This window comes from Achromobacter sp. MFA1 R4 (assembly GCF_900156745.1).
Classification (GTDB): Bacteria; Pseudomonadota; Gammaproteobacteria; order Burkholderiales; family Burkholderiaceae_B; genus Achromobacter.
The window spans coordinates 2,387,805-2,400,975 of sequence record NZ_LT707065.1 but is presented as its reverse complement, the minus strand read 5'-3'; the positions used below and the strand labels follow the sequence as shown (position 1 = coordinate 2,400,975).

Below are 13,171 nucleotides of genomic sequence, written 5' to 3'. Positions count from 1 at the left end.
ATCTCGAGTTTATGGCCATATCAGATGCTATCCCGCCGGCATCGTCCTGGAAAAGCGTGCCACAATCATGTCCATGTTGAAAGTCGTCCTCGTCACCGGCATTTCCGGCTCCGGCAAATCCGTCGCGCTGCGCATGCTCGAAGACGCCAGCTACACCTGTGTCGACAACCTTCCCGTCCGCTTCCTGACCGAATTCATTGCCCAGGCGCGTGACGACGGCATGGAACGCGTGGCGGTCGCCATCGACGTGCGCTCTCCGGGCGAGCTGGCCGAACTGCCCGACGTGGTCACCGCGCTGCGCGCCATGGGCACCAGCCTGCGCGTGGTCTTCCTGGATGCCAACACGGCCACGCTGGTGCAGCGCTATTCGGAATCGCGCCGCCGCCATCCGCTGACCGACCGCCTGCAGCGCGGCGGGACGGCCCCGTCGCTGACCGAGTGCATCGCCCTTGAAAGAGAGCTGCTGGCGCCGCTGCGCGAACAGGAGCACGTCATCGACACGTCGGACCTGACGCCCGGTCAGTTGCGCGCCTGGATACGCGACCTGATCAAGGCCGACCGCGCGCCGCTGGTGCTGACGTTCGAATCGTTCGCCTACAAGCGCGGCGTGCCGGGCGACGCGGACCTGGTGTTCGACGTGCGCTGCCTGCCCAACCCCCACTACGACCGCAACCTGCGTCCGCTGACGGGCCGCGACGAACCCGTGGCGACGTGGCTGGCCGGGTACGCGCAGGTGGGCCAGATGATCGACGACATCGCCGGCTTCCTGAACCGCTGGCTGCCCATGTATACCCAGGACACCCGCAACTACCTGACCGTGGCCATCGGCTGCACCGGCGGCCAGCACCGCTCGGTCTACGTGGTGGAGCAACTGGCGCAGCGCTTCGCCGACCACGATCCCCTGCTGGTGCGCCACCGCACCCAACTGCCCGACGAATCCGCATGACGCTCTCCCGCCCACTGCATCTGATTTTCGTGCTGCTGCTGGCCATCGCCGTGGCAGGCTGCTCCACCAGCGGCGGACGCAAGAAGGGCGGGTACTACAAGGACGACGGTCCCGACGCCAACCCGCCATCCAACCTGGACCAGATCCCGGACGCGGTGCCCAAACTGGAGCCCTACGCCAGCGGCGCCAACCGGCCGTACGTCGTGTTCGGCCAGCGCTACGTGCCGGACACCAGCGGACAGCCCTACAAGAAGCGCGGCATCGCCTCGTGGTACGGCAAGAAATTCCACGGCAACGCCACGTCGATCGGCGAGACCTACGACATGTACGCCATGACCGCCGCGCACACCACGTTGCCGATCCCCAGCTACGCGCGCGTGACCAGCCTGGTCAACGGCAAGACGATCATCGTGCGGGTGAACGATCGCGGCCCCTTCCACAGCGACCGCATCATGGATCTTTCCTACGTCGCGGCCTACAAGCTGGGCATCATCGGCCCGGGCAGCGGCCAGGTGATCGTGGAAGCCATCCAGCCCGACGAGATCCGCCGCCTTGCCTCGCAAGGCGCACCGGCCGCGCCCGCGCCGGAACCGGCATCCGCGACGGGCTCGACGCCCGTGCTGACTCCCGTTGCCGCGACGCCCGTCGCGCTGACGCCCGCGCCGCTGGCGCCCGCGGCGCCCGGCCCCGCCCCGATGCGTCCGGCGCCGGGTATCGCCAGCGGCAGCGTCTACCTGCAGGTGGGCGCGTTCAGCCAGCCGGCCAATGCGCAGTCGCTCGTCAGCCGCATCAATACCCAGCTGGGGGCCGAAGGCGCGCCGCCGGCATCCGTCGAACAGGCCAACAATCTGTACCGTGTGCGGATCGGCCCGTACCCCGACCGCCAGAGCGCGCTGAACGCGGTGCCGCTCGTGTCGGACCGCATCGGCATCCTGCCGACCATCGCGTCGCAATAAGCGGCTAAGGCGCTACCAGGGCAGCTCGGCCTGTCCGTCGCACACGCGGCGGGCGCGCGGGCTGCGGCTAAGGTAGCGATTGCCTTCGTGCGCCAGCAGCGCCTGCTTGCGCGGCAACCCGCCGCCGAAACCGGTCAGCGACGTGTCCGCGCCGATCACGCGGTGGCAGGGAATGATGATGCTGACTGGATTGCGGCCCACGGCGCCGCCCACCGCCTGCGCGCCCTTGGGCCGGTTCACCGCGCGAGCCAGCTCGCCATAGCTGGTGAGCGTGCCGAAATCCAGCGCGCACAGCGCACGCCAGACCTCGTGCTGGAACGGCGTGCCCACCGGGTCGAGCGCCACGTCGAACGCACGGCGCCCGCCGGCAAACCACGCGTCCAACTCGCGCCGCGCCTGCTCCAGGATGGGATCGTCCTCTGTCAGCGTCCAGCCTTCCGGCGGCGGCAGCAGCGCCTGATCGGTGAACCACGCGCCGCGCAGACCCGCCGGGCTGGCGACCAGGCGCATTTCGCCCAGCGGCGTGGACATGTCGCGGTAGGTCAGGGGCGCCTGCGGATCGGCCGGCTTGTCGGTCACGAGGGTCGAATACGCCATGACTCAGTCCTGCGCCTTCTTGCGCGACAGCGCCCGGTTGTACAGCACGTCGCGCGGCTGGCCGGTGACCTTGGCCGCGACGCGTGCGGCATCGCGCACCGACAGCGATTCCAACAGCGCATCGAGCAGCACGTCGTGGGCCGGATCCGCCTCGTCGTCCGGCGCCTCCTGGACTTCGGCATGGACGATCAGCACGAATTCACCCTGTTCGCGGTGCGCATCCGCGGCCAGCCAGGCCGCCGCCTCGCCCAGCTTGACGGTAGCGATCTCTTCGAAACGCTTGGTCAGCTCGCGCGCCACCGTGAGCTCGCGATCCGGCCCGCAGACCGCGAGCAGGTCGGCGAAAGCGGCCGCCAGCCGGTGAGGCGACTCGAACATCACGACGGGCGCGGGCAAGGCGCACCACTGGCGCAGCCAACGCTGCCGGGCCGCCGCCTTGGACGGCGCAAAGCCCGCGAAGGCGTAGGCGGGGTTCTCGTCCGTCGTCACGCCGCTGCCCATCAGGGCCGCGATCACGGCGCTGGGGCCGGGCACCGGCACCACCGCGTAGCCGGCGGCGCGCACCGCGCGGACCACGCGCGCGCCAGGATCGCTGACCGCGGGCGCACCGGCATCGGACACCAGGGCCACGCGCTGGCCTTGTGCCAGGCGCTCGCAGATGGCCTGCGCCGCCGCGGCCTCGTTGTGCCGATGCGCGGCCATGAGCGGCGTGCCGACGCCCCAGGCGTCCAGCAGGGTGCGGCTGGCGCGCGTGTCTTCGGCAGCGATCACGTCGGCCCGCTGCAAGGCGTGCCACGCGCGCAGGCCCAGGTCGCCCAGGTTGCCGATGGGCGTGGCCACCACGTACAGCGTCGAGGCGGGCCAATGCTGCCCCGCCACGCGTTCGGCAACGCGGGACCAGGCATCGCCGGCCATGGGGGGTGAGACGTTTTGATTCATTGCAGCCTGCTGACACGGAGAAACCATGTCAGTGTAGCCGCCTACGCCCGCTGCCCTTTGGACTCCCATGACGGACGACACCCTGCGCCTGGCCTGCGAACTCGCCCTTGCCGCCCGCCGCCGCGCCGCAAAGCGCCGGCGACGGACCGGCCGCGCGGCCGCCGACCGGCCGCCCCCGCGCCGCTCCCCCACGCAGCGCCGCGGCGACCTTCACGAGGCCGCCGCGCTGCGCCTGTTGCAGCAACATGGACTGGCCCTGCTGGCGCGCAACCTGGCCTGCCGCGCCGGCGAGATCGACCTGGTCATGCGCGAGGGCGACACCCTCGTCTTCGTCGAGGTCCGGGCGCGCGCCCGCAGCCGCTTCGGCGACGCCGCCGCCAGCATCGGACGCGACAAGCAGGCGCGGCTTGCCCGGGCGGCGGCCCACTGGCTGCCCGAGCTGGCCCGGCGGCACTGGCGGGGCGTGCCCCCGCCCGCCCGCTTCGATGCCGTGGTGTTCGACGACGGCCAGCCGACCTGGCTGCGGGGCGCGTTCTGGCTGCCCTGACGGGCGGTGCCGGACGGTGATGGTCCATGGCGGGCCGCGGGGATCCGCGACGGCCAGATGTGGCGCGGATCCGCCTCGCCCGCCAGGCCCGCCCTCGTTGCGCCAAGACAGAACGGCGGCCTTGCCCCGTGAGATAATCGCGGCCATGGATATGACCTCTCGTATGACGTCGCACTTTCGCGACGCCATGGCCGCTCACGAACAAAGCATGAACGTCCTGGCCGAACCGCTGGCCGTGGCGGTGGACGTGCTGTTCGGCGCCCTGGCGAACAACGGCAAGATTCTGGCTTGCGGCAATGGCGGCTCGGCCGCCGACGCGCAGCATTTCATCGCGGAACTGGTGGGCCGCTTCGAACGCGAACGCCTGCCGCTCGCGGGCATCGCGCTCAACACCGATACCTCGATCCTCACGGCGGTCGGCAATGACTACGGCTTCGACGAGGTCTTCGAACGGCAGGTCAACGCCTTCGGCCAGGCCGGCGACGTGCTCGTGGCCATCTCCACCAGCGGCAATTCGCCCAATGTGGTCCGCGCCATGGAAGCCGCCAGCGCGCGCGAAATGCACGTCCTGGCCCTAACGGGCAAGGGTGGCGGCGTCATGGGGGAACTCATTACCCCGATGGACGTCCATCTATGTGTTCCCAGCGATCGCACCATGCGCATCCAGGAAGTCCATATTCTGCTGCTGCACGCGCTGTGCGACGGCATCGACGCTCTTCTGCTTGGAGACACCGAATGATTCTTGACGCCAGACCCGCAGTCCGCCCGCTGATGCTCGCCGCCGCGCTGTCCACCGCGGCGCTGTCGCTGTCGGCCTGCGCGCCTTTGATCGTGGGCGGCGCCGCCGCCACCACGGCGGTCGTGGTGACCGACCGCCGCACGTCCGGCGTCCAGCTCGAAGACCAGAACATGGCGTTCAAGGCCCAGAACCAGATCTCCCAGAAACTGGGCGAGACGGCGCGTGTCAATGCCATGGCCTACGGCGGCCACCTGCTGCTGACCGGCGACGTGCCCACCGAAGAAGCCAAGAACCAGGCCACGGCCATCGCCCAGAGCGTGGAAAACGTGAAGCAGGTCATCAACCAGCTTTACGTCGGCCCGATCGCCTCGTTTGGCGTGCGCTCCAACGACACCTGGCTGACCTCCAAGGTCAAGACCGCCCTCCTCAACACCAAGTACGTGCCCTCGGGCACCATCGCCGTCACGACCGACCGCAGCGTCGTCTACCTGATGGGCAAGGTCACGCAGACCGAGGGCGAATACGCCGCCAACGCCGCCGCGGATGTCAGCGGCGTGGCCAAGGTGGTCAAACTCTTTGAAACCATCAGCCGCGAAGAAGCCATCCGCCTGTCGGGCAGCGGCACCAAACCCACCACCACGGAAACCAAGGCGCCCATCGAAAGCGGCGCCGGCGCGGGCGGCGACGCCCCGACCGGCACCAGCAGCGGCGTCGAGGCGATGCCCATCAAATGAAAAAAGCCATCGTAGCCCTCGCAGTCCTCGTGGCCGTCGGCATCGGCGCCTGGTTCGTCATGCGTCCGGCCCAGACCGCCCCCGACGTCACCTTCACCACTCTGGAAGGCAAGACTTTCTCGATGCAGGACCTGCGCGGCAAGGTCGTGCTGGTCAAGTTCTGGGCAACCAGCTGCGTGACCTGCGTCAAGCAGATGCCCGACACCATCTCGGCCTACAACGAGTACGCCGACAAGGGCTACGAAGCCATCGCGGTCGCCATGAACTACGACCCGCCCAACTTCGTGCTGAACTTCGCCGAAACGCGCAAGCTGCCCTTCCCCGTGGCGCTGGACACCAAGGGCGACATCGCGCGCGCCTTCGGCGACATTCGCCTCACGCCCACGGCGTTCCTCATCGACAAAGAGGGGCACATCATCAAGCGCTATCTCGGCGAATACGACAAGGCGGAATTCCACGCCACCGTCGAAAAGGCGCTGGCCGCCGGCTGAACCGGCCGGGCCAACCGCCTCGAACGACCGCCCGGCAGTTCACAGGGCGGTTTTTTTACGCCCGGCCGCGGGCGGCAGGCAAGCCGCCCACGGCCCGTGCCTCAGAAGGCCGGAACGACCGCGCCCTTGTACTTTTCCTGGATGAACGTCTTGACTTCCGGCGAGTGCAGCGCCTGGACCAGCTTCTTGATCCCGGGCGCATCCTTGTTGTCGCTGCGGGTCACGAGGACGTTGGCATAGGGCGAATCGGCGCCTTCGATGAAGAGGGCGTCCTTGGTCGGCACCAGGCCGGCTTCCAGCGCATAGTTGGTGTTGATCAGCGCCAGGTCCACGTCGTCGAGCGCGCGCGGCAGCATGGCGGCTTCCAGTTCGCGGAACTTCAGCTTCTTGGGATTTTCAACGACGTCCGCGGCGGTCGCCAGGATGTTGGACGGGTCCTTGAGCTTGAGCAGGCCCTGCTTCTGCATCAGGACCAGCGCCCGGCCGCCGTTGGACGGGTCGTTGGGAATGGCCACGGTCGCGCCGTCCTTGAGCTCGGACAGGCTCTTGATCTTCTTGGAGTAGCCGCCGAAAGGCTCGACGTGGACCAGCGCCACCGGCACCAGCGTGGCCTTGCGGTCCTTGTTGAAGGTCTCCAGGTACGGCTTGTGCTGGAAGAAGTTGGCGTCGAGCTGCTTGTCCGCCAGTTGCAGATTGGGCTGCACGTAGTCGCTGAACACCTTGATGTCGAGCTCCACGCCTTGCTTGGCCAGCCCGGGCTTGACCACTTCCAGGATCTCGGCGTGGGGCACCTGCGTGGCGCCCACCACCACTTTCTCGGCGTGGGCCGCGTTGGCGGCGGCCAGCAACACCGACGCCGCCAGGACGGAACGGACGAAGTTCAAACGCATGTCTTGCCTCTTTTATGGGTAAAAAACGGGGATCGATGCCCGCGGGGTCGTGCGGGCCCCCTTTTGCGGGGCGCGCCGTTGTGAAAACGCCCCCAATTTACCTGAATGCCTGTTATTTGTCGGGCATATGGACATGGGTTTGCAGCATAAGAAACCTGTGGGGACTACAATCCGTCGTATGCTTGCGCCAGCGCGTCCCAACCGCGATTTTGTGCAGGCATTTTTTTAACGCCCGCTTTTCAACGCCCGCTAACTTATCTGTTATTTATCTGCCGACTTAGCTGCCATGACCGACACCCCCGACCCTGCCGCCGTTTCGTCTCCTGCCGTCAAAGCCGCCGTGCTGTCCGAGGCTCTGCCGTATATCCGACGATTTCACGGCAAGACCATCGTGGTCAAGTACGGCGGCAACGCCATGACGGAAGAACGCTTGCAGCGCAGCTTCGCGCACGATGTCGTGCTGCTCAAGCTGGTGGGTCTGAACCCGGTGGTGGTGCACGGCGGCGGTCCGCAGATCGATGACGCCCTGCGCCGCATCGGCAAGCAAGGCACCTTCATCCAGGGCATGCGCGTCACCGACGCCGAAACCATGGAAGTCGTGGAATGGGTGCTGGGCGGCCAGGTCCAGCAGGACATCGTCATGATGATCAACGAGGTCGGCGGCAAGGCCGTCGGCCTGACCGGCAAGGACGGTGGACTGATCCAGGCCCAGAAAAAACTGATGGCCAACAAGGACAATCCGTCCGAGCCCATCGACATCGGCTTCGTCGGCGACATCACCATGGTCGAGCCGGCCGTCGTGAAGGCGCTGCAGGACGACCAGTTCATCCCCGTCATTTCGCCCATCGGCTATGGCGACGACGGCACGGCCTACAACATCAATGCCGACGTGGTCGCCGGCAAGATGGCCGAAGTCCTGGGCGCCGAAAAGCTGCTGATGCTGACCAACACCCCGGGCGTGCTGGACAAGAGCGGCAAGCTGCTGCGCAGCCTGTCCGCGCAGACCATCGACGAGCTCTTCGCCGACGGCACGATCTCCGGCGGCATGCTGCCCAAGATCTCGTCCGCGCTGGATGCCGCCAAGAACGGCGTGAACTCGGTGCACATCGTCGACGGCCGGGTGCCGCACTGCCTGCTGCTGGAAATCCTGACCGACCAGGGCGTCGGCACGATGATCAGCTCGCACTGATGGAGGCCGCGTCCGCGGCGCTTCCGATGCGAATCCATCGACAATTGCTGCGGCCGGCGGTGCGCCTGCGCCGCTCGCGCAGCCTCGCCACGGGCGATTCCGAACGCCTGTGGCTGTTCGACCTGGACAACACGCTGCACGACACGTCGCACGCCATCTTTTCCAGGATAGACCACGGCATGACAATGGCCGTGGCCGAAGCGCTCAACGTGGACGTGGATGCCGCCAACGTGGTGCGTTCGCAGTACTGGAAGCGCTACGGCGCCACCATGATCGGCATGGTGCGCCATCACGGCGTGGACGCCCACGAATTCCTGCATCGCAGCCACGACTTCGACGTCAAGCCACTGGTGCGGTCGGAAAAGGCGCTGGCCTACAAGCTGCGCCGCCTGCCCGGCCGCAAGGTGCTGCTGACCAACGCACCGCTGCATTACGCGCGCTCGGTGCTGTCGCACCTGGGCATCCTGCGCCAGTTCGACAGCCTGTGGGCCATCGAGCACATGCGCCTGCACGGCGAATACCGGCCCAAGCCTTCGGCTGCCCTGCTGCGCTACGTGCTGGCGCGCGAGGGCGTCCCCGCCCACCGCGCCGTGCTGGTGGAAGACACGCTGGCCAACCTGCGCGGCGCCCGCCTCGCGGGGCTGCGCACGGTTCACGTCTACCATCCCGGCACCCCCTTCGGCCGCGGACGATCGCACCGCCCGGCCTACGTCGACTTGCGGGTAAACTGCGTCAGTGATTTATTGTTACGCCGACGCCCCCTGCGGGGCTGACGGCGCGCTCCATCCCCCCTTCCCACCCGTCATCCTGCGCGAAGCAGTCCCTTCCATGGCGAGCAAACCCGGCGAGCGCAAGACCCAGATTCTGCAGACCCTGGCCGAGATGCTGGAGCAGCCGCACGCCTCCCGCATCACGACGGCCGCCCTGGCCGCGCGCCTGGAGGTCTCGGAAGCGGCGCTCTACCGGCATTTCGCGAGCAAGGCGCAGATGTTCGAAGGGCTGATCGAATTCATCGAGACCAGCATCTTCACGCTGGTGAACCAGATCGCCACCGCCGAACCCTATGGCGTGCCCCAGGCCCACAAGACCGTCGCGATGCTGCTGACCTTCTCGGAACGCAACAAGGGCATGACGCGGGTGCTGACCGGCGACGCGCTGGTCACGGAAGACAACCGGCTGCAGGAACGCATCAATCACATCAACGACCGGATCGAAGCGTCGCTCAAGCAGTCCCTGCGCATCGCCATCACCGACGGCGGCCTGCCCCAGGAAGCCAATGTCGCCGCGCACGCCAGCCTGCTGACGCACCTGGTCCTGGGCCGCTGGCTGCGCTATGCCCAGAGCGGCTGGCGCGTCGCCCCGACGCTGCATCTGGACGAACAGCTGCGGCTGGCCCTGGGCTGAATCGCCCGCATTCTTGTCGTTTCGCGCCGTTTCGCGCATCAATCGGCGCCGCTCCGGCGGCTTGATGGGCGCGTCGCGCCCTGATTCGTTTGCGCGAATGCAACAGTCTTGCGCTTGCGGCGCCCGAAGGGCGACGAGCATAATGCCCATGACAAGTTTTCCACAAGCGCTGATCCCAATCCGTTTGCGCAACATCAATACGGGTTTTCCTCAATGCCGTCACGATCATCCTGTAGCGTCGACACACCGAATTGATTGACTCCCGTGCTCGCGGGCGGTGTTTCGTCAGTTTGACCACAACCGGAGAAGGATATGGCCGCGGAAACCGCTGTCCCCGCCTCGCAAGCCCCAAAGAAAGCCAAAGTTCCCATCGGCCTGATCGCCGGCATCCTTGTGATGATCGGCGTGTTGATGATGCCCCTGCCCGCAGACCTGCCCGTGGCCGGGCACCGCATGCTGGCCATCCTGGCATTCGCCGTGGTGGTCTGGATCACCGAAGCGGTTTCTTATGAAGCCAGCGCCATCATGATCACGACGCTGATGGCGTTCCTGCTGGGCACGGCGCCCACCATCAAAGACCCCAACGTCCTCTACGGCACCTCGGCCGCCATCAGCATGGCGCTGACCGGCTTTGCAAACTCGGCGCTGGCGCTCGTCACCGGCGCCTTGTTCATTGCCGCCGCCATGACCTTCACGGGGCTGGACCGGCGCATCGCGCTGGTGACGCTGTCCAAGGTGGGCACCAGCACCCGGCGCATCCTCATCGGATGTATCGCGGTCACCATCGTGCTCAGCCTGGTCGTGCCCAGCGCCACCGCGCGCAGCGCGGCCGTGGTGCCCATCATGATGGGCGTGATCGCGGCCTTCGGCGTGGACAAGCGCTCGAACATCGCGGCCGGCATCATGATCATCGTGGCGCAGGCCACGAGCATCTGGAACGTCGGCATCCAGACCGCTGCGGCGCAGAACCTGCTGACGGTCGGCTTCATGGAAAAGATGCTGGGCGAACGCGTGGCGTGGTCGGACTGGCTGATCGCCGGCGCCCCCTGGTCGCTGATCATGTCGGCGGTGCTGATCGTCATCGTGCTCAAGCTGCTGCCGCCCGAAAGCAACAGCATCGCCGGCGGCAAGGAAGCCGTCGAGAAGTCGCTGCTTGACCTTGGCCCCATGACCGGCGCGCAGAAGCGCCTGATGGCGGTGTCGATCATGCTGCTGCTGTTCTGGTCGACGGAAGGCAAGCTGCACAAGTTCGACACCACGTCGACCACTTACTTCGGCCTGGTGCTGCTGATGCTGCCGCGCTTTGGCGTGATGACGTGGAAGGACGTGCAATCGCGCATTCCATGGGGCACGGTGATTGTGTTCGGCGTGGGCATCAGCCTGGGCACCGCCCTCCTGACGACGCAGGCCGGCCAATGGCTGGGCAACCAGGTGGTGCAGCACACCGGGCTGGACCATCTGGGACCGCTCGCGATCTTCGCCATCCTGGCCGCTTTCCTCATCGTCATCCACCTGGGTTTTGCCAGCGCGACCGCGTTGACCTCGGCCATGCTGCCCATCCTGATTTCGGTGCTGGCGACGCTGCCGGGCGATTTCAGCCGACTCGGCATGACGATGCTGCTGGGCTTCGTGGTCAGCTATGGCTTCATCCTGCCGATCAACGCGCCGCAGAACATGGTGTGCCTGGGCACGGAGACTTTCAATGCCAAGCAGTTCGCCAAGGTCGGGATCATCGTCACCATCGTGGGCTATCTGCTGATGCTGCTGATGGGCATGACCTACTGGCGCTGGCTGGGCTGGCTGTAAGGAGTTGCCATGAGAATCACCATCGCCCAAGCCAATGAGTACGGCCGCCGGGTGCTGATGGCGCAAGGCGTGCCCGAGGATATCGCGCGGGACGTGGCCGAGCACCTGGTCGAGTCCGACCGGGTGGGCTACACCAGCCACGGGCTGTCCATCCTGACGAATTACCGCCGCGTGCTGTCCGAGGGACTGGCGCAGCCCGATGGCCGCCCCGAGCTGGTCAACGACCGCGGCGCGATGCTGGCGTACGACGGCCACCATGGACTCGGGCAGTACGTGGGCAAGGTCGTCATCGAGAAGGCGATCGAGCGCACGCAGGAACACGGACAGTGCATCCTGACGCTGCGCCACAGCCATCACCTGGGCCGCATGGGCCATTTCGGCGAGATGGTGGCGGCCAAGGGGCTGATCCTGCTGGCGTTCACCAATGTGATCAACCGCTCGCCGACCGTCGCGCCTTTCGGCGGCGCGCAGGCGTGCCTGACCACGAATCCGCTGTGCTTCGCCGGGCCGCTGCCGGGCGGGCGTCCGCCCTTCATCGTGGACATGGCCACCAGCTCGATCGCCGTGAACAAGGCCCGCGTGCTGGCCGCCAAAGGTGAACAGGCGCCGCCGGGGTCGCTGATCGACGCAGAAGGCAACCCGACCACCGACCCGGGCGCGCTGTTCACCGATCCGCCGGGCGCGCTGCTGCCGTTCGGCGGGCACAAGGGGTATGCACTGGGCCTGGTGGCCGAACTGCTGGCCGGCGTGCTGTCGGGCGGCGGCACGATCCAGCCTGAACATCCGCGCATCGGCGTGGCGACGAACAACATGTTCGCGCTGCTGCTGGATCCGCAGGTCGACTTCAATACGGACTGGCGGTCGATGGAGGTGGGCGCATTCATCGACTACCTGCATGCCTGCAAGCCGCAGCCGGGGGTTGAATCGGTGCAGTATCCGGGTGAATACGAGGCGCGGAACCGGGCGGTCAATGCGGATTCGGTGGAGTTTGATAGCCGGATCTGGGATGGGCTGACGAAGCTGGCTACGGAATTGGGGGTGCCGGAGGTGCTGCCGGGGTAGGTTTTTTTTGCTGGCGGGTTCGTGGGTGGGGTTGTTGCTGCTGGCGTTGAGGTGGGTTCTTTTGACGCCCGGCGCGGCGTGGGCCTGGGGCGGGCGGGGCTCCGGTTGCGGTCCGGAGCCTTCGCTCCGGACTGCCCCGTGCTCATCCTCGTTGCCGCCTACGGCGGCTGCCTTCGGATTCCGCCGGGCGCACCTAAACGCCCCGCCCACCCCAGGCCCACGCCACACCGGGCTCGGGTGCATTCAGCTTTTCGGGCGCTGGGGCGAATGGGGTTCTTTAGCTTCTTGCCGGCACGGGTTAGGGGTTGGAGCGTCTTGCGGGGCCCGCCCCCGGCCGGCCGCGCGGGCGGCCTTTGGGGGCTTACGCGGCGTCTTGCGTCGTTGCCATGACGCTTCGCGTGTGGGTGCGCTGTGTCTGGGTTTTTTGTCGATGCTTGCGTCCGTACGGGCAGGCGTTGTCGGGTCTTTCGTCGGGTGTCTGACACCCTCGTGCAGCTTCGGGTGTCGCATCTTCCGGTCGCTTCCGGTGTCTGACACCCGCCAGAAGTGCACTTGGTATGTAGCCGATCTCACGAGGGTGTCAGACACCGGAAGCGACCGGAAGCACGCAGTCGCCACCATTCGTCATTTCAAATCCAGTGCCCGATGGGCGGCGCGTAAAGGTCGACAAGCTCAAGACGCACGCCGCCGCGCCGCCCATCACCACCCCCCCCACCCGACGGGCGCCATCAACAAGACCGTCTGCGCCAGCGCGAAGCGCACACGACCTCAACGACCACACGCCCAAATGCCGACGAGCCGCCGCCCGCGCGGCAGCTCGTCGGCGACCCCGCAAATCCCCTTCCCTGACCACAGGTCTTGTAGCGCCCCA

The 13,171-nt window shown here is 67.0% G+C and carries 14 protein-coding genes; 11 read left to right on the top strand and 3 right to left on the bottom strand.

Annotation, left to right across the window (positions count from 1 at the left end; translation table 11 throughout):
- Positions 1 to 73: 73 nt before the first annotated feature.
- Entirely contained in the window at positions 74 to 946 is an 873-nt protein-coding gene (rapZ, locus tag BXA00_RS10965) for an RNase adapter RapZ (RefSeq protein ID WP_076521905.1), read from the top strand.
- Positions 943 to 1,902, top strand: coding sequence for a septal ring lytic transglycosylase RlpA family protein (locus BXA00_RS10960; RefSeq protein WP_076518520.1), 960 nt, complete (start codon positions 943 to 945; stop codon positions 1,900 to 1,902). Before rapZ ends, BXA00_RS10960 begins: the two co-directional genes overlap by 4 nt.
- Before the next feature lie 12 nt (positions 1,903 to 1,914).
- Here the strand turns inward: BXA00_RS10960 and BXA00_RS10955 are convergent, their stop codons facing one another.
- Both BXA00_RS10955 and rsmI read right to left on the bottom strand, forming a co-directional pair.
- Positions 1,915 to 2,499, bottom strand: a complete 585-nt coding sequence (locus BXA00_RS10955; RefSeq protein ID WP_076518519.1) for a methylated-DNA--[protein]-cysteine S-methyltransferase — start codon at positions 2,497 to 2,499, stop codon at positions 1,915 to 1,917.
- A 3-nt stretch (positions 2,500 to 2,502) separates the two neighbouring features.
- Positions 2,503 to 3,438, bottom strand: a complete 936-nt coding sequence (gene rsmI, locus BXA00_RS10950) for a 16S rRNA (cytidine(1402)-2'-O)-methyltransferase (protein ID WP_076518518.1) — start codon at positions 3,436 to 3,438, stop codon at positions 2,503 to 2,505.
- 67 nt (positions 3,439 to 3,505) lie between these two features.
- Here rsmI and BXA00_RS10945 point away from each other — a divergent pair, with 67 nt between their 5' ends.
- The 4 genes from BXA00_RS10945 (at position 3,506) to BXA00_RS10930 (ending at position 5,949) form a co-directional block, all read left to right on the top strand.
- Positions 3,506 to 3,985 (top strand): YraN family protein, encoded by a 480-nt coding sequence (locus BXA00_RS10945; protein WP_076518517.1) that lies wholly within the window; start codon positions 3,506 to 3,508, stop codon positions 3,983 to 3,985.
- A gap of 145 nt (positions 3,986 to 4,130) precedes the next feature.
- A complete protein-coding gene (locus BXA00_RS10940) occupies positions 4,131 to 4,724 on the top strand; it encodes a phosphoheptose isomerase (protein WP_056319572.1) in 594 nt (197 codons plus the stop codon).
- The gene (locus BXA00_RS10935) at positions 4,721 to 5,458 is read left to right on the top strand and encodes a BON domain-containing protein (protein ID WP_076518516.1); all 738 of its coding nucleotides are present in this window, start codon (positions 4,721 to 4,723) and stop codon (positions 5,456 to 5,458) included. Before BXA00_RS10940 ends, BXA00_RS10935 begins: the two co-directional genes overlap by 4 nt.
- Complete coding sequence (locus tag BXA00_RS10930) at positions 5,455 to 5,949, top strand: peroxiredoxin (protein ID WP_076518515.1); 495 nt, start codon at positions 5,455 to 5,457, stop codon at positions 5,947 to 5,949. Before BXA00_RS10935 ends, BXA00_RS10930 begins: the two co-directional genes overlap by 4 nt.
- A gap of 101 nt (positions 5,950 to 6,050) precedes the next feature.
- Here BXA00_RS10930 and BXA00_RS10925 read toward each other — a convergent pair whose 3' ends face one another.
- The gene (locus BXA00_RS10925) at positions 6,051 to 6,839 is read right to left on the bottom strand and encodes a MetQ/NlpA family ABC transporter substrate-binding protein (protein WP_076518514.1); all 789 of its coding nucleotides are present in this window, start codon (positions 6,837 to 6,839) and stop codon (positions 6,051 to 6,053) included.
- A gap of 286 nt (positions 6,840 to 7,125) precedes the next feature.
- Here BXA00_RS10925 and argB point away from each other — a divergent pair, with 286 nt between their 5' ends.
- The 5 genes from argB to BXA00_RS10900 all read left to right on the top strand — a co-directional run bounded on the left by argB (position 7,126) and on the right by BXA00_RS10900 (position 12,300).
- Complete coding sequence (gene argB, locus BXA00_RS10920) at positions 7,126 to 8,028, top strand: acetylglutamate kinase (RefSeq protein ID WP_076518513.1); 903 nt, start codon at positions 7,126 to 7,128, stop codon at positions 8,026 to 8,028.
- A gap of 26 nt (positions 8,029 to 8,054) precedes the next feature.
- Positions 8,055 to 8,801, top strand: a complete 747-nt coding sequence (locus BXA00_RS10915) for a pyrimidine 5'-nucleotidase (protein ID WP_076521904.1) — start codon at positions 8,055 to 8,057, stop codon at positions 8,799 to 8,801.
- Between the two features lie 55 nt (positions 8,802 to 8,856).
- Complete coding sequence (gene slmA / locus BXA00_RS10910; protein ID WP_076518512.1) at positions 8,857 to 9,432, top strand: nucleoid occlusion factor SlmA; 576 nt, start codon at positions 8,857 to 8,859, stop codon at positions 9,430 to 9,432.
- A gap of 312 nt (positions 9,433 to 9,744) precedes the next feature.
- Entirely contained in the window at positions 9,745 to 11,238 is a 1,494-nt protein-coding gene (locus BXA00_RS10905; RefSeq protein ID WP_076518511.1) for a DASS family sodium-coupled anion symporter, read from the top strand.
- A gap of 9 nt (positions 11,239 to 11,247) precedes the next feature.
- Positions 11,248 to 12,300 (top strand): Ldh family oxidoreductase, encoded by a 1,053-nt coding sequence (locus tag BXA00_RS10900; protein WP_076518510.1) that lies wholly within the window; start codon positions 11,248 to 11,250, stop codon positions 12,298 to 12,300.
- The last annotated feature ends 871 nt before the right edge of the window (positions 12,301 to 13,171 follow it).